The organism is Rhodococcus sp. MALMAid1271 (assembly GCF_049195265.1).
Taxonomy (GTDB): domain Bacteria; phylum Actinomycetota; class Actinomycetes; order Mycobacteriales; family Mycobacteriaceae; genus Rhodococcoides.
On sequence record NZ_JBMIRQ010000023.1, the window covers coordinates 1 to 19966 of the forward strand.

The following is a 19966-nucleotide window of genomic DNA, read 5'->3' on the forward strand; positions in this document are numbered from 1 at the left end:
GAGGTACGCAAAAGGCGCACGACGGGGGTTGCTGTGCCCTGGCCCGCTTCGAACTTCCTGCTCCGCTCTGGCCAACTGTGTCTGCTGCCACATAGGATGCGCAAGATTGAGTGTGACAGTCAGTTGCAGATATTCCCGCTACCTGGAGGCCAACGTTGAGCAAGACTCTCGAAGCCACGATCGACATCGCCGCGAGCCCCGAGACCGTCTGGAAGATCGTGTCGGACCTTCGGCGAATGAGCGAGTGGAGCCCGCAATGCACGAAGATGAAAGTCCTCGGCGGGTCCGTCGGCACCGGCACCAGGACGCTCAACATCAACCGCAAAGGCCTGCTCGTCTGGCCGACCACAGCCAAGGTGGTCACCTTCGAACCCAATCGCGAACTCGCCTTCCGCGTGATCGAGAACAAGACGACGTGGTCCTACACCCTCACCCCCAGGGCAGGTGGGACGACCGTCGTCGAGAAGCGGGAAGCCCCCACAGGCACCTCGAACGTGTCCTCGCTACTGGTCAAGCGTTTCCTCGGGGGCATCGACGAGTTCGACGTCGAACTCGTCGAAGGCATGAACACCACCCTGCGTCGCATCAAGGCCGAGAGCGAGAAGCTCGGCCGAAAATAAACATTCTCAGGAATGTTTCAGGTTGGGACCCCAGGGGCATGCGGGGTTTCGACAATCACACGACACAAACGGAAAGTGGGGGCATCACACATGTGGGCATTCATCGTCTACATCATCATCGGCGGGATCGCCGGCTGGGTCGCTAGCAAGATCATGAAGACCGACGCTCAAATGGGCATCATTCTGAACATCGTCGTCGGCGTCATTGGAGGCCTCCTGGGCGGCTGGGTTCTGCGCCTGTTCACCGACGTCGATGGAAGTGGCTTGTGGGCTACATTTTTCATCTGCCTACTCGGTGCCGTCATCCTGCTGTTCCTGGTCAAGCTCGTGACCGGTCGCAGCCGCGTCTGATCGCACTCGCACTTCCCGACTGCCGGGGCGTCTCACGTACTCTGTGAGGGCCCCGGCAGTCGTGCATCTGCGCGCCTCGACTGTTGGCAGCACCACGACATGCCAATACCTGCCCGACGAAGTAGTAAGAGGAGACCGTGGCACGCCGTCCCGCCCCGATTGGTCAACCGCCACGCACCGGAGTGGCTCACATCGTCGATTTGGTTCGTGAGACGGTCCCGCCGCTGCACCCGGCAGGCCTACCGTTCGTCGGAGGCCCGCTCGCCGTTGCAGTGCTCGGCCGCAGGTCCAAGTGGGTACGAAACGCCGGCCTCGTGGCCGCCGGAGCCTGCGCCACCTTCTTCAGACACCCGTCCCGAGTGCCGCCGAACCGTCCCGGCGTCGTCGTCGCACCTGCCGACGGGCTCGTCACCCTCGTCGACACCGCAGCACCCCCGGCCGAACTCGATCTCGGCACCGAGCCGGTACCGCGCGTGAGCATCTTCCTGTCCGTTCTCGATGTGCACGTCCAGCGTGTTCCCGTCGGTGGCACGGTCATCGAGGTCGTGCATCGCCGGGGCCAGTTCAAATCCGCGGATCTCGCCGAGGCCAGCGAGGTCAACGAGCGCAACAGCATGCACATCAGAACCGACTCGGGTCACGATGTCGCCGTCGTCCAAATCGCCGGTCTCATTGCCCGACGCATCATCAACAACGCCACCGTCGCGCAGACCCTGACGATCGGTGACACGTACGGCCTCATCCGGTTCGGCTCGCGCGTCGACACCTACTTCCCCGCAGGCACGACACTGCTGGTCGAACGAGGTCAACGCGCAGTCGGAGCCGAAACCGTTCTCGCCGAGCTACCGCAGTAGCGATTCGATGATCACCAGACGCGCCAAGCCGCCTGCTGCCATCCGTCTGCTTCCCTCCGTCGTCACCATTCTCGCGCTGTGCTCCGGGCTCTCCGCGGTCAAGTTCGCACTCGACGGTCAGCTCGGAACAGCCCTCGCGATGATCGGTGCCGCAGCGATCCTCGATGCGCTGGACGGTCGAATCGCCCGATTGCTCGACGCCACCAGCAAGATCGGTGCCGAGCTGGACTCGCTGTCCGACGCCATCTCGTTCGGTGTAGCTCCCGCACTGGTGTTGTACGTGACGCTGCTCGAGGGCAGCAGCGGCGGCTGGATCATCGCGTTGGTCTACGCCGTGAGCATCGTGCTCCGGCTCGCACGTTTCAACACTCTGCTCGACGAGGACGACACCCCCGCTTACGCCCGCGAATACTTCACCGGCGTTCCCGCTCCTGCCGGTGCCCTCATCGCGATGACGCCGATCGCGGCCTTCGAAGAGTTCGGCGAGGGCTGGTGGGCGTCGTTCTACGTCGTCGCCGGTTGGTCGATCTTCGCAGCCGCCCTGATCGTCAGCCGCATCCCCACACTGGCCCTCAAGACCGTCTCGGTGCCGCCGCGGCTGGCCGCGATACTGCTGGTTCTGGTGGCGCTCCTCGCTGCCGCGCTCATCACCTTCCCGCTGGTCCTGCTCATGGGATTGGTACTGGCCTATCTGGTGCACATTCCGTTCGCAGTCCGTTCGCAGCGCTGGACTGCTGCTCGGCCCTACACGTGGGATGCCAAGCCTGCCGAACGCCGCGCCGAACGCCGCGCCATCCGCCGCGCACCGGGAAATGCCCGCCGCTCGCAGGCGCGCCTCGGCCTGCGTCGTCCGCGCAGCTGACGAACCAGCCATTAGGTTGGACCGGTGACCTCATCAAGCTCGCCCGAGCTCGTACTCACTGCTCGCCTCAACACCTCGGCCGCCGATGCCAGGCGCGGCGTCGTGCGACTGCATCCGGAGGTACTGGCCGCCCTCGGTCTGCGCGAGTGGGACGCGCTCTCGCTCATCGGTTCTCGCCGTACTGCTGCCGTCGTCGCCGCGGCCCCCGAGGGTTCGCCGCAGGGCACCGCGCTCCTGGACGACGTCACCCTCTCCAACGCCGGCCTACGTGAAAACGCCTCTGTCGCAGTCGGACCCGTCACCGTCTACGGCGGCAGAACCGTCACGGTGACAGGATCCGCGCTCGCAACCGGCTCCATCTCCGAGACCACCCTGCGGCAGGCGTTGCTCGGGAAGGTGCTGACGGTGGGCGACACGGTGTCACTTCTCCCCCGCGATCTCGGACCCGGCACCTCGACCACATCGGCGACGCAGGCGCTGTCGAGAACATTCGGGGTTGCCTGGACCACCGAGCTGTTGACGGTCTCGGCCGTCGACCCGGCGGGTGGACCGGTCAGTGTGCAGCCCAATTCGGCGGTGAGCTGGGGAACGGGCACCGTCACCACAGCCCCCGCAACGCCGTCGGCATCGGTCCAGGTGCCGAGGGCGACGGAACCGCGGGTGAGCATCGGGGACCTGGTGGGTGTTGGCCCTGCGCAGGCCAAGCTCACCGAGTGGCTGCGGCTGGCACTGGACGAGTCGGAGCTGTTGGCGACTCTCGGCGCGTCACCACATCTGGGGGTACTGATCACCGGGCCGGGAGGGGTGGGCAAGGCCACGCTGGCACGCGCGGTGATCGGCGAACGCCCGTGCGTGGTACTGGACGGTCCGTCGATCGGCGCGCTCGAGGCCTCCGCTCGGGTCGAGCGAGTCACCGCCGCCGTGGACGAACTCGCCGGCTCCGGCGTCCTGTTGATCACCGACGTCGACGCCTTGTTGCCCTCGGATCCCGAACCCGCGTCGACGTTCGTACTCGATGTGCTTCGCCGCGGCGTCGACACTCCGGGTCTGGCCCTGATCGCGACGACGGCTCATCCCGAGGCCACCGACGCGAGACTGCGCGGTCAGGAACTGTGCGATCGCGAGCTCACTCTCACGCTGCCGGATGCGGCCGGGCGCAAAGGGCTGCTCGAGCACCTGCTGAAGAAGGTCCCCCAGGGCGATGTCGATCTGGTCGAGATCGCATCACGGACGCCCGGTTTCGTCGTTGCCGATCTCGCCGCGTTGACCCGTGAAGCGGCGCTGCGGGCGGCGGCGCGCGCGTCGAACGATGCGGCACCGGCGGCGTTGATCCAGGAGGATCTGGTGGGTGCGCTCCAGGTCATCCGTCCCCTGTCGCGCTCGGGCGCCGAGGAACTGGCCATCGGCAGCATCTCCCTGGACGACGTCGGCGACATGGTCGAGACCAAGCAGGCGCTCACCGAGGCGGTCCTGTGGCCGCTTCGACACCCCGATTCCTTCGCGCGACTGGGGATCGAACCACCACGCGGCGTGTTGCTCTACGGGCCACCAGGGTGCGGCAAGACGTTTCTGGTTCGCGCTCTCGCCAGCTCGGGTCAACTGAGTGTGCATGCGGTCAAGGGCGCGGAGCTGATGGACAAGTGGGTCGGCTCCTCGGAAAAGGCTGTGCGAGAGCTCTTTCAGCGAGCCCGCGACTCCGCGCCCTCCTTGATCTTTCTCGACGAGGTGGATGCATTGGCTCCCCGACGCGGGCAGAGCTCGGACTCCGGCGTCGGAGATCGGGTGGTGGCGGCGCTGCTGACCGAGCTCGACGGCGTCGAACCGTTGCGCGATGTCGTCGTTCTCGGCGCAACCAACCGGCCCGATCTGATCGACCCTGCGTTGCTGCGGCCCGGCCGACTCGAGCGTCTGGTCTTCGTGCCACCGCCGGATTCCGACGCCCGGGTGGACATCCTGAAGGCGTCGGGCAAATCCATCCCGCTCGCCGACGACGTCGATCTCGAATCGCTCGCCCGCGATCTCGACGGCTACTCCGCCGCCGACTGCGCGGCGCTGCTGCGCGAGGCCGCTCTGACGGCCATGCGTCGATCGATGGATGCGGCCGACGTCACCGCCGCCGATGTCGCCACCGCTCGGGCGACGGTCAAACCGTCGCTCGATCCCGAGCAGGTGGCGCATCTGCGGGCCTACGGGAGTGCCTAGCGGCAGGAGTGGAGCCTGCGGAACGACCCAGATGAGCAGTGGCGTGGTTAGGTGCCGCTGAGGGCACTCAACCGCACCACTGCCGAAGGCACTCACTTCCAGCGCGCGAGCACCTCTTCGGCCCGCTTGGCCAATTCCATCTGGAAGATCGGCCCGAAGCTGATGCGACCGACGCCGAGGGATGCGAAGTGCGACAGGTCGCCCTCGGCCGGGTTGGCGATGGCGTTGATCGGCAGCGGGAGTTCTTCGGCGAGGCGCTTGTAGTCGGCGTCGCTGTGGAAGCCCACGGGGTAGAGCGAGTCGGCTCCTGCTTCGGCGGCCAGCTTCAGCCGCGCGATGGCGCGGTCGACGCGGTCGTTCTCGTCGCCGATTGCCTTGACGAACAGGTCGGTGCGGGCGTTGATGACGACGTGCACGTCGGTGGCGTCCGATGCCGCGCGCAGTGCGCCGACGAAGTCTGCGTGCTCCTGCGCCTCACGGAGTCGTCCGCCCTCGCTGTGCACGGTGTCCTCGATGTTGAGGCCGACGGCACCGGCGGAGATCAGGCCCTCGATCAGGCGCTTGGGGTCCTCGCCGTACCCGGACTCGATGTCGACCGACAGCGGGGCGTCCACGGCTGCGGAGATCTGCGAGATGCGGGCGAGGAGTTCGTCGAAGGTGATGCCCTCGTTGTCCGGCTTGCCGATGGAGTCCGACACTGGGTGGCTTCCGACGGTCAGTGCGGTGAAGCCTGCCGATACGGCGAGGTTGGCCGACCAGGCGTCCCATACCGTCGGCAACACGACGGGGTTGCCCGGCTGGTGTAGCTCGAGCAGGGTGCTGGCTTTCTGGGACAGGTTCGTCATGAAAACTCCTTCGCGGTGGCCTCGGGAGAACGTACGTTCTCTCGTGCACCAACATACGCGCTTCAGTCGATCAGATCGAGCGCCTTCATCCGGTCGAACACCATCAGCGACCCCGGAGCGACGTCGGGCATGGCTGCGTACTCGTCCCGGGTGAAGTACCTGATCTCGGCGATTTCGCTGGTGGGCGTCGGATCGGCGCTGAGGTCGGCCAGAAAGCAGGTGATCTCGAGCGGCGTGCCTGCCGGGTGCCCCCATGCCTGACACTCGAAGACTCCGAGGACCCTGGCGTCGATCACCGCCGCGTCGAGTTCCTCCCTGATCTCTCGGTGCAGCGCCTGCTCGGGACTCTCGCCGGGATCGATCTTGCCGCCGGCCATGTAGAACGCGGTTTTCCCGACCGATCGCGTCTGGATCATTCGGCGATCGCGAACATAGGCCAGACCGGCAGTACGAATGAGCTTCGGATGGGTCACCGCCACAGTCTCCCCGACTCGTGCCCACACGACCGTTTTGTACCGGTCGGCACGCGGCCCACCACGCAAAGTACGATAGAACCCGATCGATTACGTGCTGCCGTTCGGGAGCCGATTCGTTATTTCACAAACAATCACGCCGAATTTCATACCGATTTCAAGACCCTACTCATCGCCGCCCTACGACCACCGCATCGGCCTCGCCGCCGATGCGACCGAGACGACGGAGTGTTTTTTGCTCGCTATCCTTCTTGCGCATGCCGCGGCTGCGCTTCTTGCACCGCTGCTCGTTCGGTGGTGGGGTCGCAACGCATTCTTTCCGCTTGCTCTCGTCCCGCTGCTGAGTCTGCTCTGGGTGTTCGGCAACTGGAACTCCGAACAGACGCTGAGCATCGAATGGGTCCCCGGCCTGTCGATGAACATCGACATGCGATTCGACTCCCTCGCAGCCCTCATGTCGCTGCTGGTGTTGGGGATCGGTGCCCTGATTCTGCTGTACTGCGCACGCTACTTCGAGGACGACGAGCCCCGGCTGGGTCTGTTCGCCGCCGAGATGGTCGCATTCGCCGGTGCCATGTTCGGGCTGATCACCAGCGACAACATGCTCGTCCTGTACGTCTTCTGGGAGATCACGACGGTCCTGTCGTTCCTGCTCGTCGGCCACTACGCCGAACGGGCCTCCAGTAGGCGCGCGGCCACCCAGGCTCTGCTCGTCACCACCGCAGGCGGCCTGGCGATGCTGGTCGGCATCATCATCCTCGGCCAGGTCTCCGGTACCTACAACCTCTCGGAGCTGGTGGCGAACGCACCGTCCGGCTGGTTGCCCGGGGTCGCGATCGTGCTGGTCCTCATCGGCGCGCTGAGCAAATCGGCCATCGTCCCCTTGCACTTCTGGCTCCCCGGCGCAATGGCCGCCCCGACGCCGGTGAGCGGCTATCTGCACGCCGCCGCCATGGTCAAGGCCGGCATCTACCTGGTGGCGCGCCTGGCACCGGGATTCGCCGATTCGGGTCCGTGGCGCGCCACGGTGATCACGCTCGGGTTGCTGTCGATGATCCTGGCCGGTTGGCGAGCACTGCGCGCATTCGATCTCAAACTCGTTCTCGCGTTCGGCACCGTCAGTCAGCTCGGATTCCTGATCGTGCTGGTCGGCATCGGCTCGGAGAAGGCGATGCTCGCAGGCCTGACGATGGTGATCGCGCACGCGATGTTCAAAGCGGCGCTGTTCATGGTCGTCGGCATCATCGACCACACCACCGGCACCCGCGACATCCGCAAACTCGCCCACCTCGGCAAGAAGGCCCCCTGGCTCGCCGCCATCGCTGCGCTCGCGGCCGCGAGCATGGCAGGCCTACCACCGCTGCTGGGGTTCGTCGGCAAGGAAACCGCCCTGTCGGCCGTGATCAGCACCCCGACGCTCGATCCAACCGTCGCAGCCGTCGTGGTCGCCGGCCTGGTGATCGGGTCGATTCTCACGGTCACCTACAGCATCCGCTTCGTCTGGGGTGCCTTCGGCCGCAAGCAACTCAAGCGTCCGAGCCCGTCGGTGAAGAACATGCACGCACCGGCCGCACTGTTCCTGGCAACGCCTGCTTTCCTGGCGGTACTCGGACTGATCGCGGGATTCGGCTCCTCCATCGTCGACCGCATCGTCAGCCCGTACGCGCGGACCCTGCCGTCCTACGGCCAGGAGCCCTACCACCTGGCCCTGTGGCACGGGTTCAACCTGCCACTGGCGCTGACGGTCATCGTCGTCACCGGCGGTGTCGGATTGTTCATCGCCCACCGAGTGGTCAACCGGCTCAAGTTCGAGCATCCCCCGCTCGGCAACGCCGACCGCACCTACGACAACGTCCTCAAGTTCATGGACACGCTGTCCATCCGCCTCACCGGCACCACACAGCGCGGTTCGCTCCCCCTCACTCAGGGCACGATCCTGCTGACGCTGGTGCTGTTGCCGATCATCGTGCTGGTCGTCGGGCAGAAGCCGGGACTGAACTACACGCTCTGGAACACTCCGCTCCAAGTGGTCATCGGATTGATCATGGTCGCGGGTGGCATCGGCGCAACGGTCATGCGCAACCGTCTGGCCAGCGTCATCCTCGTCGGGCTCACCGGCTACGGCTGCGGCGTCATCTTCGCCATCCATGGAGCTCCCGACCTGGCCCTGACTCAGTTCCTGGTCGAAACAGTCACCCTCGTGGTGTTCGTGCTGGTGCTGCGCAAGCTGCCCGCCGAAGTCGCCGACCGGGGCGCAGCCGGGTCTCGCGGTGTCCGCGCCGCGCTCGCCGTGGCTGTCGGAGCGACCGTCAGCGTGTTGGGAGCGTTCGCGATGAACGCCCGCAGCGCCGCTCCGGTATCCTTGCAGTTCCCCGAGGCCGCGTACGAACTGGGCGACGGCAAGAACATCGTCAACGTGATCCTGGTCGATATCCGCGCCTGGGACACCCTCGGCGAGATCTGCGTCTTGCTCGTCGCCGCGACGGGCGTGGCCAGCCTGGTCTTCCGCAACCGCCGGTTCGGCAGCGCTCCGCGGGTGTCCGACGCCCCGGCATCGAGCGCCCCCACATCGAACTCGGATGCGAAGTTCGCGGCCGAGACGACGTGGTTGCTCGGCGGTGAGCTGATCGATCCGCGGCATCGCTCGTTGATTCTCGAAGTCACCACCCGGTTGATCTTCCCGACGATCATGGTGCTGTCGATCTACTTCTTCTTCTCCGGTCACAATGCCCCCGGCGGCGGTTTCGCGGGCGGACTCACCGCGGGCCTGGCGCTGGTGCTCAGATACCTGGCCGGCGGACGGTACGAGCTCGGTGAGACGGTGCCGATCGACGCCGGAAAGATCCTCGGCCTCGGATTGATCTTCGCGGCGGGCACAGCGGTGGCGTCGATGTTCCTCGGTGCCCCGGCGCTGTCATCGGCCACGTTCGAGGTGACATTGCCGATTCTCGGTGACATCAAGCTCGTCACCGCATTGTTCTTCGACCTCGGTGTGTATCTCATCGTGGTCGGGTTGGTACTCGATGTGCTCCGCAGTCTCGGGGCACGTCTCGACGCACAGGTGGAAATGCAGAGCCAAGCCCGAGTGAGCGCCCCATGACCGCTGATCTCGGAATGCTGTTCATCGTGGCAGTGCTGGTCGCTGCCGGTGTCTACCTGCTGCTCGAACGCAGCATCACCAAGATGCTGCTCGGCCTGCTCCTGTTCGGCAACGGCGTCAATCTGCTGCTGCTCACGGTCGGCGGTCCGGCAGGCGGCCCGCCCATCGTCGGCCGTGACAACGCGGTCAATCAGCAGATGGCCGATCCGCTGGCGCAGGCAGTGATCCTGACAGCGATCGTCATCACCATGGGCATCGCGGCATTCGTCCTGGCGCTCGCGTACCGGTCGTTCACGCTCAACACCAAGGACGACATCGAGAACGACCCCGAGGACGCCAAGGTCTCCCAGCGCCGGTCGATGGCCGAGGCCCCCGACCGTGACCGCTCGGACGACCCGGTGACAGGTGAACCCAGCTTCGGCGGTGACGCGTTCGACTCGAAGGGCAATCCGATTCCGATGGATCAGCTCGAGAATCTCGAAGACCTCGAGTGCTACGAGGACATCCGGGAGAACGACTTCGATGACGACGAGCCGGGCGTCGAGGGACTCGACGGGCTCGACAATGCAGAGAAGGACGAGAGCGCGCCGAACAAGAAGAAGGGAGACCACAAATGACGATCTCCCCGCACGTGATCGATGTCCTGACTCCGCTTCCGGTGCTCATTCCGATGCTGGCGGCTGCCCTGACGCTGGTGCTGGGTCGACGCCCCCGCGCGCAGCGTTTCATCACCCTGGTCGCGTTGACCGCGGTGGTCGCGATCTCGTCGATGATGCTCTATCTGGCCGATCGGGACGGCGTCAGCGCGCTTCAGGTCGGCGGCTGGGATTCCCCACTCGGGATTTCCCTTGTCGTGGACCGGCTTTCGGCGATGATGTTGCTTGTCTCGTCCATCGTGTTGCTGGCCGTCATGGTGTACTCGATCGGTCAGGGTATTCGCGACGGGAACGAGAATCAGCCCGTCTCGATCTTCCTGCCGACCTACCTGGCGCTGACCGCGGGTGTGTGCAACGCCTTCCTCGCAGGCGACCTGTTCAATCTGTTCGTCGGCTTCGAGGTTCTGCTCGCCGCGTCGTTCGTACTGCTGACGCTCGGAGCGAGCGCCGATCGAGTCCGTGCGGGTGTGTCGTACGTGATGGTCTCGATGGTGTCCTCGTTGATCTTCCTGATCGGTATCGCCTTGGCGTACGCCGCAACCGGGACGCTGAACCTGGCGCACATCGCGGTACGGATGGACGACGTTCCGCCGGGCACGAGAACCGCAATCTTCGCTGTTCTGCTGGTCGCGTTCGGCATCAAGGCCGCTGTGTTCCCGCTCTCGACGTGGCTACCGGACTCGTACCCCACCGCCCCCGCTCCGGTCACCGCGGTGTTCGCGGGTTTGCTGACGAAAGTCGGTGTGTACGCCATCATTCGCGCACACACGCTGTTGTTCCCCGACGGCTCCCTCGACAACGTTCTGATGGTCTGTGGTCTGCTGACCATGCTCGTCGGCATTCTCGGCTCCATCGCGCAGAGCGACATCAAACGGCTGTTGTCGTTCACGTTGGTCAGCCACATCGGTTACATGATCTTCGGCGTGGCTCTGTCGACACAATCGGGACTGTCGGGCGCAATTTATTATGTCGCCCACCACATTCTGGTGCAGACGACGCTGTTTCTCGTGGTCGGACTCATCGAACGGCAGGCCGGTTCGTCCTCGCTGCGGCGACTCGGTGGCCTGGCTGCGGCCAGCCCGGTTCTGGCGATCGTGTTTCTGGTTCCTGCCCTCAACCTCGGTGGCATTCCCCCGTTCTCGGGCTTCATCGGCAAGGTCGCCCTCCTGCAAGCCGGTAGCGAACAAGGCAGCGTGCTGGCCTGGTTGCTCGTCGCGGGCGGCACCGTCACCAGCCTGCTGACGCTGTACGTCGTGGCGAGAGTATGGACCAAGGCGTTCTGGCGAGCTCGCGCCGACGCCCCGGAGGGAGACCTCGCGGACAACAGCCCGTCCGCTCTGCTCGACGACTCCTCCGATATTCAGTTCGGTGATCGCGAGGACGTCGGCCGAATGCCTGCCTTCATGTTGATCCCGACCATCGGCCTCGTCGTCGTCGGTTTGGCCATGACCGTATTCGCCGGCCCGATCATCGACATCAGTGATCGCGCTGCCAGAGACCTGCGGGATCGATCTCTGTACATCGATGCCGTTCGCGGTGCGGAATTCGTCGGCGACCAGGCCTACGAACAGGCGCGCGCCGAGGAGGAGGGCACCCGATGACGATGAACCGCTCCCTACTGCTCCGCGTCTGGACGCTGGCATGGTTGACGGCGATCTGGGTCCTGCTGTGGGGCAACGTCTCTGCGGCCAACATTCTCGGCGGCATCGGCGTCGGAGTGCTGATCATGGTGCTCCTGCCGCTGCCGCGCGTACCGGTCGAGGGCCGAATCCACGTGTTCTCCCTAGTCAAACTCGCAGGCGTGTTCCTCTACTACGCCATGGAATCGAGCTTCAGCGTTGCGTGGCTGGCGATCCGGCCGAAAGCTCCGCCGGTCACCGGGGTGCTGCGCTGCCGCATCGCAATCAAGTCCGATCTGGTGCTCACCCTGTTCGTCGACGCAATGAATCTCGTGCCCGGCACCATGGTGCTCGAGATCGACCGGACCAGACGTCTGCTGTACGTACACGTGCTGGACATGGGCACTCAGAAAGCAGTCGACGGCTTCTACGCCTATGTTCGGCACCTGGAGAAACTGTTCATCGCAGGCTTCGAGCGCGACTCCGACTGGAAGCCCAGTCCCCTGCACCATCAGGAGTACGAGCAGTATCACGGAGTGTTCGGCGACGATCCGAAATCCGGCGATCCGGACGCCCCGCGAGACGACAAGAAGACCGACGACAGCAGGAAGGGAGAGTGGTCGTGACCGTCGTTCTCGCCATCGCCGGCGCTCTTCTGCTCGCCGCTGCGGTCCTCACCGCGTACCGACTGCTCGACGGGCCGAGCACGCTGGACCGACTGGTCGCCATAGACACGATTCTGGCGGTCTCGATGTGCGGCCTCGCGGTGTGGGCCGTCTACAGCCGCGACACCACCCTGGTACCGGCCATCGTTGCGCTCTCGTTGGTCAGCTTCGTCGGATCGGTCAGCATCGCACGATTCAGGGTGAAGGACGAATGAGCACTACTGTGAGGGACCAATGAGCACCGTTACTCAGGTCATCGCTTCCGTATTCATCCTGTCGGGAGCTGTGATGGCATTCACCGCCGCCGTCGGCATCGTGCGTTTTCCCGACACGCTGTCGAGGATGCACGCGGCCACCAAGCCGCAGGTGGCCGGCCTGATCATGGTGTTGATCGGGGCCATCATCAGCCTGCGGGGCAACGTCGACATCTGGATGCTGCTGCTCGTCGGAGTGTTCACTCTGGTGACCGCTCCGGTCATCGCACACACCGTCGGCCGCGTCGCCTACCGAGAGCAGCGGGGACGCGACGGGCTGCTGATCGTCAACGAGAGGGAACCGAACGACTCCGATCGGTGACCTGGTATCACGAGTGGAGATCGGACACCAAGTACTCCACGACGGCACGCAAATCGCCGCCTGATGTCGCCGCAACCGCACGTTGACGCTGATACGACGCCCCCAGCCGGGGAATATCGGCCACCGCGGCGAGCTCGTCCACACAGTTCAGACGGACGGCGGTCGGAGTCAACCTCTCGAGCAAGTCGCTCAGGTCATCGGTGACCAATCGCTCGTTACTGTCCGAGTCCACGATGATCTCGGCGTCGAGTCCGTATCGGGCCGCCCGCCACTTGTTCTCCTGCACGTGCCACGGTGGGATCGACGGCAATGTCTCCCCCGCTTCCAGCCGCTCGTCGAGGTTCACGATGAGGCAGTGCGTCAGCGCGACCAGCGCAGCGAGTTCCCGCTTGGTCGACGCCCCGTCGCATACTCGGACCTCGATGGTTCCCCACTTCGGTGCCGGCCGAATGTCCCAGTGCATGCCGCCGAGTTGTTCGATGACCCCGGTCTTGAGTTGGTCGCGAACGAATCCCTCGAACTGCGACCAGTCCTCGAACTGGAACGGAAGCCCTGCCGTCGGCAGCTGCTGGAACATCAACGCGCGATTGCTGGCGTATCCGGTGTCGTTGCCCGCCCAGATCGGCGAGGATGCCGACAGCGCCAGCAGGTGCGGGTACTGCAGCAACAGCGAGTTGAGAATGGGAAAGACCTTGTCCGGGGACGACACTCCCACGTGCACGTGCACACCCCAGATCAGCATCTGCCGACCCCACCACTGAGTTCGAGCGATCAACTCGTCGTAACTCGGCGAGCTGGTGAGCTGCTGGGTGGACCACTCGGCAAAAGGATGCGTACCTGCCGAGAACAAGTCGATTCCCAACGGATCTGCTGCGCGTCGCACCAACTCCAGGGAGCCACCCAGGTCCGCCATCGCTTCACCGACGTTCTCGCACACACCGGTGACGAGCTCGACGGTGTTGCGGAGCAACTCCTTGGTCACCCTCGGGGTGTCCCCGGCCAGTTCGTGGACGCCGTCGATGACCGCCTCGGCGGAGTTGACGAGATCTCGCGTGTTCCTGTCGACCAATGCGATCTCCCATTCGACGCCGAGCGTCGGGCGCGGGGAGCTCGCGAAGTGGATCCGGGGAGCGCTCAAACTACTGGAGTACCGCGCACGCAGCCCTGGCACCGGCGTCGCCGGTCATCAACGTAGTCGTGTCGGGCACCGCCGCACCGTCGGGAAGGGTGTAGCGCGGCGGAATATTGGCGAAGTTGTCGGCACCTTCGTGCACGATCACCGAAGTTCCTGCGCCATCCGCGCGCAGATCGTCGAGCGTGATCGCATCTGTGGTGGTGACGAGGCGGCCGGTGCCGTCCTCGCCTACCTGAATGGACGTCAGATCACCGCTGGCGGGATGACCGGTTCGGCCATCGACCTGCAGGTGGCCGCCCGCGGACAGGAACGCACCCGGTTCGCCGCCGGTGGGTGCCACCGAGTTGGGCTCGCACGCGGCGACGGTGTGGACGTGGAATCCGTGGAAGCCGGGGGTCATGTCCTCGACCTCGGCGGTGACGGTGAGCTTGTCGCCCTCGGACGTGAACGTCACCGTGCCGACCTGCGCCCCGGACGGGTTGCGCAACGTGCCTTCGATGGAGTCGGCGGAGTCCGACCCGCCCCGTCCGTCTCCGGCGACGGCTGCCGCCGACGGATCGGATTCGCCGGTCCATACCGGCGGCACGGTTCCGGGTACGTCGGAGGCGACCTCACCGTTGCTGCAGGCAGAGAGCCCAAGGGCCGCGATCGCGAGGACCGGCACCACATAATGCAGCGATCGTGTCGCAGTAGTGCGTCTGTTGAACATGTCCATCGGAAATCGCTCCTCTTTCAGGCAGTTTCGCCGGGCTCGAAAAATGATAACGTGCCGCCCGATTCGGAAGAACCGGGCACGATCTCGAAGGCCGAAATTACTGGGTCACGATGACTACCACGCCGGTCGTGGACTCGAGCGAGCTCGGCTTGGCCTCGGCCGGGACGCCGAGTTGCGTGGCGATCGCCTGCGCAGCCTGTTCCTCACCTGCAGCGGTGCCGTAGTAGACGGCGCTCTGCGCGAACTGGGCTTCGTTGAAGTTTCCGGTTTCGGTGACCGTCCACCCGTCGGCAGTCAACGTACCGGCCGTGTCGGCGGCGAGACCGGAGATGTTCGAGTTGTTGAGCACTCGCACCTCGACGTCGGCGGGGGTACTCGAGGTGGTGGTCTGGGGTGCACTGCTGGTCGACGCGTCGCCGACGGGTGCCTGCGAGGTAGGCGCGGCTGCCGGTGCGCTCGTGGTCTCGGCTGCGGCGGTCTCGGAGGAGGAGGGCTCGGCCGCCGCCTCGTCGGAGTCCGAACCGGTGAGCGAGAGCGCACCGATCGCTGCGAACAGAATCGCCAGCGAGATCAGCACCATCGCCAGCGCGCGGAGTGGTGGCCCGGTCTGTTCCGGGTTGGGGCTGCTCACGTACTCGACCCTAGCCGACCGTCGACGAGGACTCGGAACACCTGATCACGGACCCGCTCAGACGTCGAAACCCAGGCGTCGAGCTGCGCGGGCCTTCTGCCGACTGGCCCGCAGTCGACGCAGACGCTTGACCAGCATCGGATCCGCGGCAAGGGCTTCGGGACGATCGACCAAGGCGTTGAGGATCTGGTAGTAGCGGGTTGCCGACATGGAGAAGAGTTCCTTGATGGCCTCTTCCTTGGCTCCGGCGTACTTCCACCACTGCCGCTCGAAGGACAGGATGTCGTGCTCTCGTCGACTCAGTCCGTCCGCGCCGACCTCGTTCGGGTCCTGAGTGCTGTCCGAACTTCCCGATTGCTGAGACTGGTTCGAGTCACGCGCTGCTGCGCCGTCCATCCCACTCCTCGACTTCTCGACTCCCAAGGGCCTGCGTGATCACCGAACTCGCGCGACAACCGAACCCTGGGAAATCTGCTACCCCCAGTGCTGCCGGCGTCCGTACGAACACCGACCGAACCTCGAGCGAATTACACAGTTGTACTTCGGCCATCATTCAACCATGCTCGACGCCCGAGGCACGGCTCCGACGAAGTACCGGCGCGTGGCGTGTTCCGCGGCTTCGCTTGCGCGACGCCCAGGGTCGATCCGCACCTGACGGTTCACTATCGCTCTTCGTCGGGGAAATCCCGCGCCTCGACGCCGATACCGAACAACCAGGTGCGGTTGCCCTCGGCCAGGTCACGTGAGCGACCCACTATCCTTGTCGACCATGGCAATTCTTCCCATCCGGATCGTCGGCGATCCGGTGCTGCACACCCCTACCGCTCCCGTCACCGAGTCACCCGCCGAGTTGGCCGAGTTGATCGCCGACATGTACGAGACCTTGGCCGCCGCCAACGGTGTCGGTCTCGCAGCCAACCAGGTGGGCGTCGGCAAGCGTCTGTTCATCTACGACTGCCCCGATCAGGGTTCGGACGGGAAAATGATCCGCCGCCGCGGCGAGGTCGTCAACCCGGTGCTCGAAACCTCCGAGATCCCAGAGACGATGCCCGATCCCGAGGACGACGACGAGGGCTGCCTGTCGGTGCCCGGTGAGCAACACCCCACCGGCCGCGCGGACTGGGCCAGAGTGACCGGCACCGACGCCAACGGCGATCCGGTAGATATCGAGGGACGGGACTTCTTCGCTCGGATGCTTCAGCACGAGGTGGGGCATCTCGACGGCTTCCTGTACACCGATGTTCTCATCGGTCGGCATGCCCGGGCGGCCAAGAAGGCCATCAAACGCGCCGGATGGGGCGTGCCGGGACTGAGCTGGACGCCCGGAACGGTCGACGATCCCTTCGGCCACAACGACGAGGACTGATCGACTCGATGGCCACGCAGTGAGCGCCGCCGTGGGCTCGCGGGTGATGCTCCGATACCGATTGCCACCCGGGCACACCCATCCGATGACGGACATCATCGGCGAACTGGTGGCAATCGACGCGCAGGCGGTCTCGGTCCGCGGCCGCGACGGCGCGCTGGTACAGATCGCGGCCGATCGCGTCGTCGCATTGAAACCGTTGGGCCCCAGACCGATTCGGACTTCCGAGATCCGCGCGCTCGAGGCTGCTGCCGCCGACGGCTGGCCGGGCGTCGAACGTGAATGGATCGATGGCTGGCAGCTGCGCTTCGGGCACGGGTTCACCGGCCGCGCCAATTCGGCGTCACCGCTCGAGCCCGGAGCCTCGACGAGTGCCGAGACGCTGTCGGCGATCACCGCCTGGTACGCCGCACGCGCACTGCCGCCCACGCTGTCATTGCCCGACCGCCTCGGCCGGGCCCCGGACGGCTGGTCGACCTACAACGAGAGCGCCGTCATGGCTGCGGACATCTCGAATCTCGCTCTACGCGATGGCGATTCGGCCATCGCCGTGACCGAGGAGCCGACGACCGAGTGGTTGGCTTCCCTCCACTACCAGGGCGGCACAGCACCCGCGGGCGCAGCGGAGGTGGTGTCCGCGGTCCACGACGGCGCGCTCGGGTTCGGCACGCTCGGTTTCGGGGCCGTTGCAGTGGGGCGCGCAGCGGTCACCACCGCACCCGACGGTCGCCGCTGGGTGGGATTGGCCTCGCTCCGGGTTGCCCCGGAGCATCGCCGCAACGGACTCGGCACCCTGATGTGCGGAGAACTGGTGCGATGGGGGCGCCAGATCGGCGCGACGCACGCCTGTCTGCAGGTATCGGTGGACAACGCCGAAGCCGTTGCCCTGTACCGAGATCTGGGCTTCATCGACCATCACCGGTACCGCTACGCCCGACCGACCGAAGCGATCGGTGCGAACTCTGTCGGCAGGGTTCTATAGGGTTTGTTCCCGTGCGCTTGGCTACTTGGAATGTGAACTCCGTCCGCTCCCGTCAGGATCGAATCGTCGATTGGCTGCAACGATCGGATGTCGATGTACTGGCGATGCAGGAAACCAAGTGCAAGGACGCACAGTTTCCGTACGAGCGGTTCACCGACATCGGGTACGAGGTAGCCCATGTCGGGCTGAGTCAGTGGAACGGCGTCGCGATCGCGTCGCGAGTCGGACTGGCCGATGTGCAGGTCGGGTTCGAGGATCAGCCCGGTTTCAGCAAGGACCCCGAGATCGACCCAGCTCAGGAGGCCCGTGCCATCGGGGCCATCTGCGACGGGGTGCGCGTCTGGAGCCTGTATGTGCCGAACGGGCGCGAACTGGCCGATCCGCACTACACGTACAAGCTCGAGTGGCTCGCTGCGCTCAAAGCCGACGCCCAGGCGTGGGTGGCGGCCGATCCGCAGGCGCAGATCGCCCTCGTGGGCGACTGGAACATCGCGCCCACCGACGACGATGTCTGGGATCCGGCACTGTTCGAGGGCAAGACGCACACCTCCCAGGCCGAGCGCGATGCCTTCGCCGCCTTCGCCGACGCCGGATTCACCGAGGTCACACGGCAGTTCACCCCCGAACCGAGGACGTACACCTACTGGGATTACACGCAGTTGCGGTTCCCGAAGAAGCAGGGCCTGCGCATCGACATGGCGTTGACCTCGCCTGCCCTGTCGGCCCGCGTGACCGGAGCGTCGATCGACCGCGAGGAACGCAAGGGCAAGGGTGCCAGCGATCACGCCCCGGTTGTCGTCGAGATCGGCTGACCAGACGCATCCGACGGGGCCGCGACTGCGCGGGCGGCGACAATCGCGCCGAGGGCGATCAGCAGTCCGTGCGCTATGCGCACGGCAGGGGGCGCGTAGAACTGCGGCAGAAAGAGCACGAATCCGGCCGCCAGCACCATGGCGTAGCGATTGTGCAGCGCGAATACCACCAGACCGACGGCGAGCAGCGCCAGGCCGAGGCCGAACATGACCGACTGCGCCGGCGAGTAGCGGATCGGTTCGGCCAATTCGATCAGGCCGGGGTTCGAGTTCGCGAGAGCGTCGACGCCCAGCGCGTGCAGGGCGAACGTCTCCGCGCCGTAGTACGGCAGCACCAGTCCGACACCGATCCAAGTGGCGACCACTGCGACATCGGACCGCCGACCGGTGTACGTCACGGCCAGTCCGACAGCGATGAAACCGAGCATCGCGGCGGTGTGGGCAAGGACCCAGGCCGGGGATGCGAAAGCCTCCGCTCCGGCTGTACCCACCTCGTCCGAGTAGGGCCGAAGCGCCGGGTACACGGCGAACATCAGTCCGATGACGAGATACAGAGTTGAGCGCATCGGGATCCACATCCTTTCGAGAGCGGCGCTCTCTACAGGAAGCAGTATTCACCCAACCCCGCCCCATCGCAAGAGCAGTGCTCTCTATTCGGCTACGAGATCCTGAAAATCCTCGTGCTCAGCCAGGTAACGTCGCACGAACGTACAGATGGGAACGATGCGCCACCGGCGATCGCGCGCGGTGTTGAGCGAGGCGCGCACCAGCACTCCGGCCCAACCACGGTCGCCGTACTCCTCCTTGACGACGGTATGCATCAGGGCGACGACGGAGCCGTCCCCGACGCTGCCATCACCTGAGCGGTACCCCAGAATGCCGACGAGCTCGTCGTCGACGAAGAGATCGAACCTACTGTGATCGACGTCGTCCTCGATACGGACGACGGGTCGCTCGACGGGGGTCACCGCGTCGGCGCGTCGGGAAATGATGTGACTCATGTCACTTATGAGACCAGTGTTACTCGTGTGACGGGAGAAAAGTGCTCCGATTGTCGCCGAGTCGAGTCCTCGATGTGATCGAGCTCTACCGTGATCAGGCCCTACCGTGATCGAGCCTTACCGGGAGCTGCGTCAGAGCGGAACGAGCATGTCGTTGTACTCCGGATTGGCGGCGGCGAATCGCTGCACGTAGGTGCAGACGGGCCGGACTTTCCATCCGTACGAACGGGCACTGTCGAGAGCGCGGCGCACCAGAATGCCGGCGAGACCCTGATGGCCGAAATCCTCGGTGACGACGGTATGCATGAACGACACGACATGCGTTCGCGTCGCGCGCGTTCCGTTCCCCTCCACCTCGTAGAACCCGACGATCCCGACGAGATCGCCGTTCAATCGCAGCTCGAACCGGTTCTGATCCTTGTTGATCGAGACATCAGCGCTAGGAGTATTCGCAAGCATAGGACGCCCCCTTCGCTGTGTATGAAGTGATGAACGAGTGGA

23 protein-coding genes are annotated in these 19966 nt (G+C 65.2%); 14 read left to right on the forward strand and 9 right to left on the reverse strand.

Features of this window, described 5'->3' with window-relative positions:
* Positions 1–155: 155 nt before the first annotated feature.
* From ACOQFP_RS01025 to ACOQFP_RS01045, 5 genes are all read left to right on the forward strand, one after another.
* On the forward strand, positions 156–620 hold the full coding sequence (locus ACOQFP_RS01025; protein WP_421583175.1) for an SRPBCC family protein: 465 nt from the start codon (positions 156–158) through the stop codon (positions 618–620).
* Between the two features lie 90 nt (positions 621–710).
* Positions 711–971 carry a GlsB/YeaQ/YmgE family stress response membrane protein gene (locus ACOQFP_RS01030; RefSeq protein ID WP_421583199.1) on the forward strand — a complete coding sequence of 87 codons (261 nt, stop codon included), beginning with the start codon at positions 711–713 and terminating at the stop codon, positions 969–971.
* A 137-nt stretch (positions 972–1108) separates the two neighbouring features.
* Positions 1109–1825 carry a phosphatidylserine decarboxylase gene (locus ACOQFP_RS01035; RefSeq protein WP_206488910.1) on the forward strand — a complete coding sequence of 239 codons (717 nt, stop codon included), beginning with the start codon at positions 1109–1111 and terminating at the stop codon, positions 1823–1825.
* Between the two features lie 7 nt (positions 1826–1832).
* On the forward strand, positions 1833–2687 hold the full coding sequence (gene pssA / locus ACOQFP_RS01040) for a CDP-diacylglycerol--serine O-phosphatidyltransferase (protein WP_206488909.1): 855 nt from the start codon (positions 1833–1835) through the stop codon (positions 2685–2687).
* Between the two features lie 24 nt (positions 2688–2711).
* On the forward strand, positions 2712–4889 hold the full coding sequence (locus ACOQFP_RS01045) for an AAA family ATPase (protein WP_341243648.1): 2178 nt from the start codon (positions 2712–2714) through the stop codon (positions 4887–4889).
* Between the two features lie 92 nt (positions 4890–4981).
* Here ACOQFP_RS01045 and ACOQFP_RS01050 read toward each other — a convergent pair whose 3' ends face one another.
* Together ACOQFP_RS01050 and ACOQFP_RS01055 are read right to left on the reverse strand one after the other, a co-directional pair.
* Complete coding sequence (locus ACOQFP_RS01050; protein WP_206488908.1) at positions 4982–5734, reverse strand: isocitrate lyase/PEP mutase family protein; 753 nt, start codon at positions 5732–5734, stop codon at positions 4982–4984.
* A gap of 62 nt (positions 5735–5796) precedes the next feature.
* A complete protein-coding gene (locus ACOQFP_RS01055) occupies positions 5797–6207 on the reverse strand; it encodes an NUDIX domain-containing protein (RefSeq protein WP_341243647.1) in 411 nt (136 codons plus the stop codon).
* A gap of 235 nt (positions 6208–6442) precedes the next feature.
* On the opposite strand from ACOQFP_RS01055, the gene ACOQFP_RS01060 reads away from it, so the two are divergent.
* Genes ACOQFP_RS01060 through mnhG form a run of 6 tightly spaced genes read left to right on the forward strand, consistent with a single transcriptional unit; the run spans position 6443 to position 12823 of the window.
* On the forward strand, positions 6443–9307 hold the full coding sequence (locus tag ACOQFP_RS01060) for a Na+/H+ antiporter subunit A (protein ID WP_206488906.1): 2865 nt from the start codon (positions 6443–6445) through the stop codon (positions 9305–9307).
* Positions 9304–9924 (forward strand): Na(+)/H(+) antiporter subunit C, encoded by a 621-nt coding sequence (locus ACOQFP_RS01065; protein WP_206488905.1) that lies wholly within the window; start codon positions 9304–9306, stop codon positions 9922–9924. The genes ACOQFP_RS01060 and ACOQFP_RS01065 overlap by 4 nt, the downstream gene beginning before the upstream one ends.
* Entirely contained in the window at positions 9921–11564 is a 1644-nt protein-coding gene (locus ACOQFP_RS01070; protein WP_206488904.1) for a Na+/H+ antiporter subunit D, read from the forward strand. Before ACOQFP_RS01065 ends, ACOQFP_RS01070 begins: the two co-directional genes overlap by 4 nt.
* Before the next feature lie 2 nt (positions 11565–11566).
* The gene (locus ACOQFP_RS01075; protein WP_206489091.1) at positions 11567–12208 is read left to right on the forward strand and encodes a Na+/H+ antiporter subunit E; all 642 of its coding nucleotides are present in this window, start codon (positions 11567–11569) and stop codon (positions 12206–12208) included.
* Complete coding sequence (locus tag ACOQFP_RS01080) at positions 12205–12462, forward strand: monovalent cation/H+ antiporter complex subunit F (protein WP_206488903.1); 258 nt, start codon at positions 12205–12207, stop codon at positions 12460–12462. The genes ACOQFP_RS01075 and ACOQFP_RS01080 overlap by 4 nt, the downstream gene beginning before the upstream one ends.
* A 19-nt stretch (positions 12463–12481) precedes the next feature.
* Positions 12482–12823, forward strand: a complete 342-nt coding sequence (gene mnhG, locus ACOQFP_RS01085; protein WP_206488902.1) for a monovalent cation/H(+) antiporter subunit G — start codon at positions 12482–12484, stop codon at positions 12821–12823.
* Positions 12824–12830: 7 nt separating this feature from the next.
* Here the strand turns inward: mnhG and ACOQFP_RS01090 are convergent, their stop codons facing one another.
* The 4 genes from ACOQFP_RS01090 to ACOQFP_RS01105 form a co-directional block, all read right to left on the reverse strand.
* A complete protein-coding gene (locus tag ACOQFP_RS01090) occupies positions 12831–13961 on the reverse strand; it encodes a glutamate--cysteine ligase (protein ID WP_421583176.1) in 1131 nt (376 codons plus the stop codon).
* Between the two features lies 1 nt (position 13962).
* Positions 13963–14673 carry a superoxide dismutase[Cu-Zn] gene (gene sodC / locus ACOQFP_RS01095; protein ID WP_421583177.1) on the reverse strand — a complete coding sequence of 237 codons (711 nt, stop codon included), beginning with the start codon at positions 14671–14673 and terminating at the stop codon, positions 13963–13965.
* Between the two features lie 97 nt (positions 14674–14770).
* Positions 14771–15304: a LytR C-terminal domain-containing protein gene (locus ACOQFP_RS01100; RefSeq protein ID WP_421583178.1), complete on the reverse strand. Its 534-nt coding sequence runs from the start codon at positions 15302–15304 to the stop codon at positions 14771–14773.
* Between the two features lie 57 nt (positions 15305–15361).
* Positions 15362–15700: a DUF3263 domain-containing protein gene (locus tag ACOQFP_RS01105; RefSeq protein WP_206488900.1), complete on the reverse strand. Its 339-nt coding sequence runs from the start codon at positions 15698–15700 to the stop codon at positions 15362–15364.
* A gap of 373 nt (positions 15701–16073) precedes the next feature.
* On the opposite strand from ACOQFP_RS01105, the gene ACOQFP_RS01110 reads away from it, so the two are divergent.
* The 3 genes from ACOQFP_RS01110 to ACOQFP_RS01120 are packed head-to-tail and all read left to right on the forward strand — an operon-like array spanning position 16074 to position 18464.
* A complete protein-coding gene (locus ACOQFP_RS01110; RefSeq protein ID WP_421583179.1) occupies positions 16074–16670 on the forward strand; it encodes a peptide deformylase in 597 nt (198 codons plus the stop codon).
* A gap of 46 nt (positions 16671–16716) precedes the next feature.
* Complete coding sequence (locus tag ACOQFP_RS01115) at positions 16717–17652, forward strand: N-acetylglutamate synthase, CG3035 family (RefSeq protein WP_421583200.1); 936 nt, start codon at positions 16717–16719, stop codon at positions 17650–17652.
* 11 nt (positions 17653–17663) lie between these two features.
* A complete protein-coding gene (locus tag ACOQFP_RS01120; protein WP_421583180.1) occupies positions 17664–18464 on the forward strand; it encodes an exodeoxyribonuclease III in 801 nt (266 codons plus the stop codon).
* On the opposite strand, the gene ACOQFP_RS01125 is transcribed toward ACOQFP_RS01120, so the two are convergent.
* The 3 genes from ACOQFP_RS01125 to ACOQFP_RS01135 all read right to left on the reverse strand — a co-directional run bounded on the left by ACOQFP_RS01125 (position 18434) and on the right by ACOQFP_RS01135 (position 19924).
* On the reverse strand, positions 18434–19030 hold the full coding sequence (locus tag ACOQFP_RS01125) for a hypothetical protein (protein ID WP_421583181.1): 597 nt from the start codon (positions 19028–19030) through the stop codon (positions 18434–18436). The genes ACOQFP_RS01120 and ACOQFP_RS01125 overlap by 31 nt on opposite strands.
* Before the next feature lie 84 nt (positions 19031–19114).
* Complete coding sequence (locus tag ACOQFP_RS01130; RefSeq protein ID WP_421583182.1) at positions 19115–19465, reverse strand: GNAT family N-acetyltransferase; 351 nt, start codon at positions 19463–19465, stop codon at positions 19115–19117.
* 132 nt (positions 19466–19597) lie between these two features.
* Positions 19598–19924 carry a GNAT family N-acetyltransferase gene (locus ACOQFP_RS01135; protein WP_206488896.1) on the reverse strand — a complete coding sequence of 109 codons (327 nt, stop codon included), beginning with the start codon at positions 19922–19924 and terminating at the stop codon, positions 19598–19600.
* Between the last annotated feature and the right edge of the window lie 42 nt (positions 19925–19966).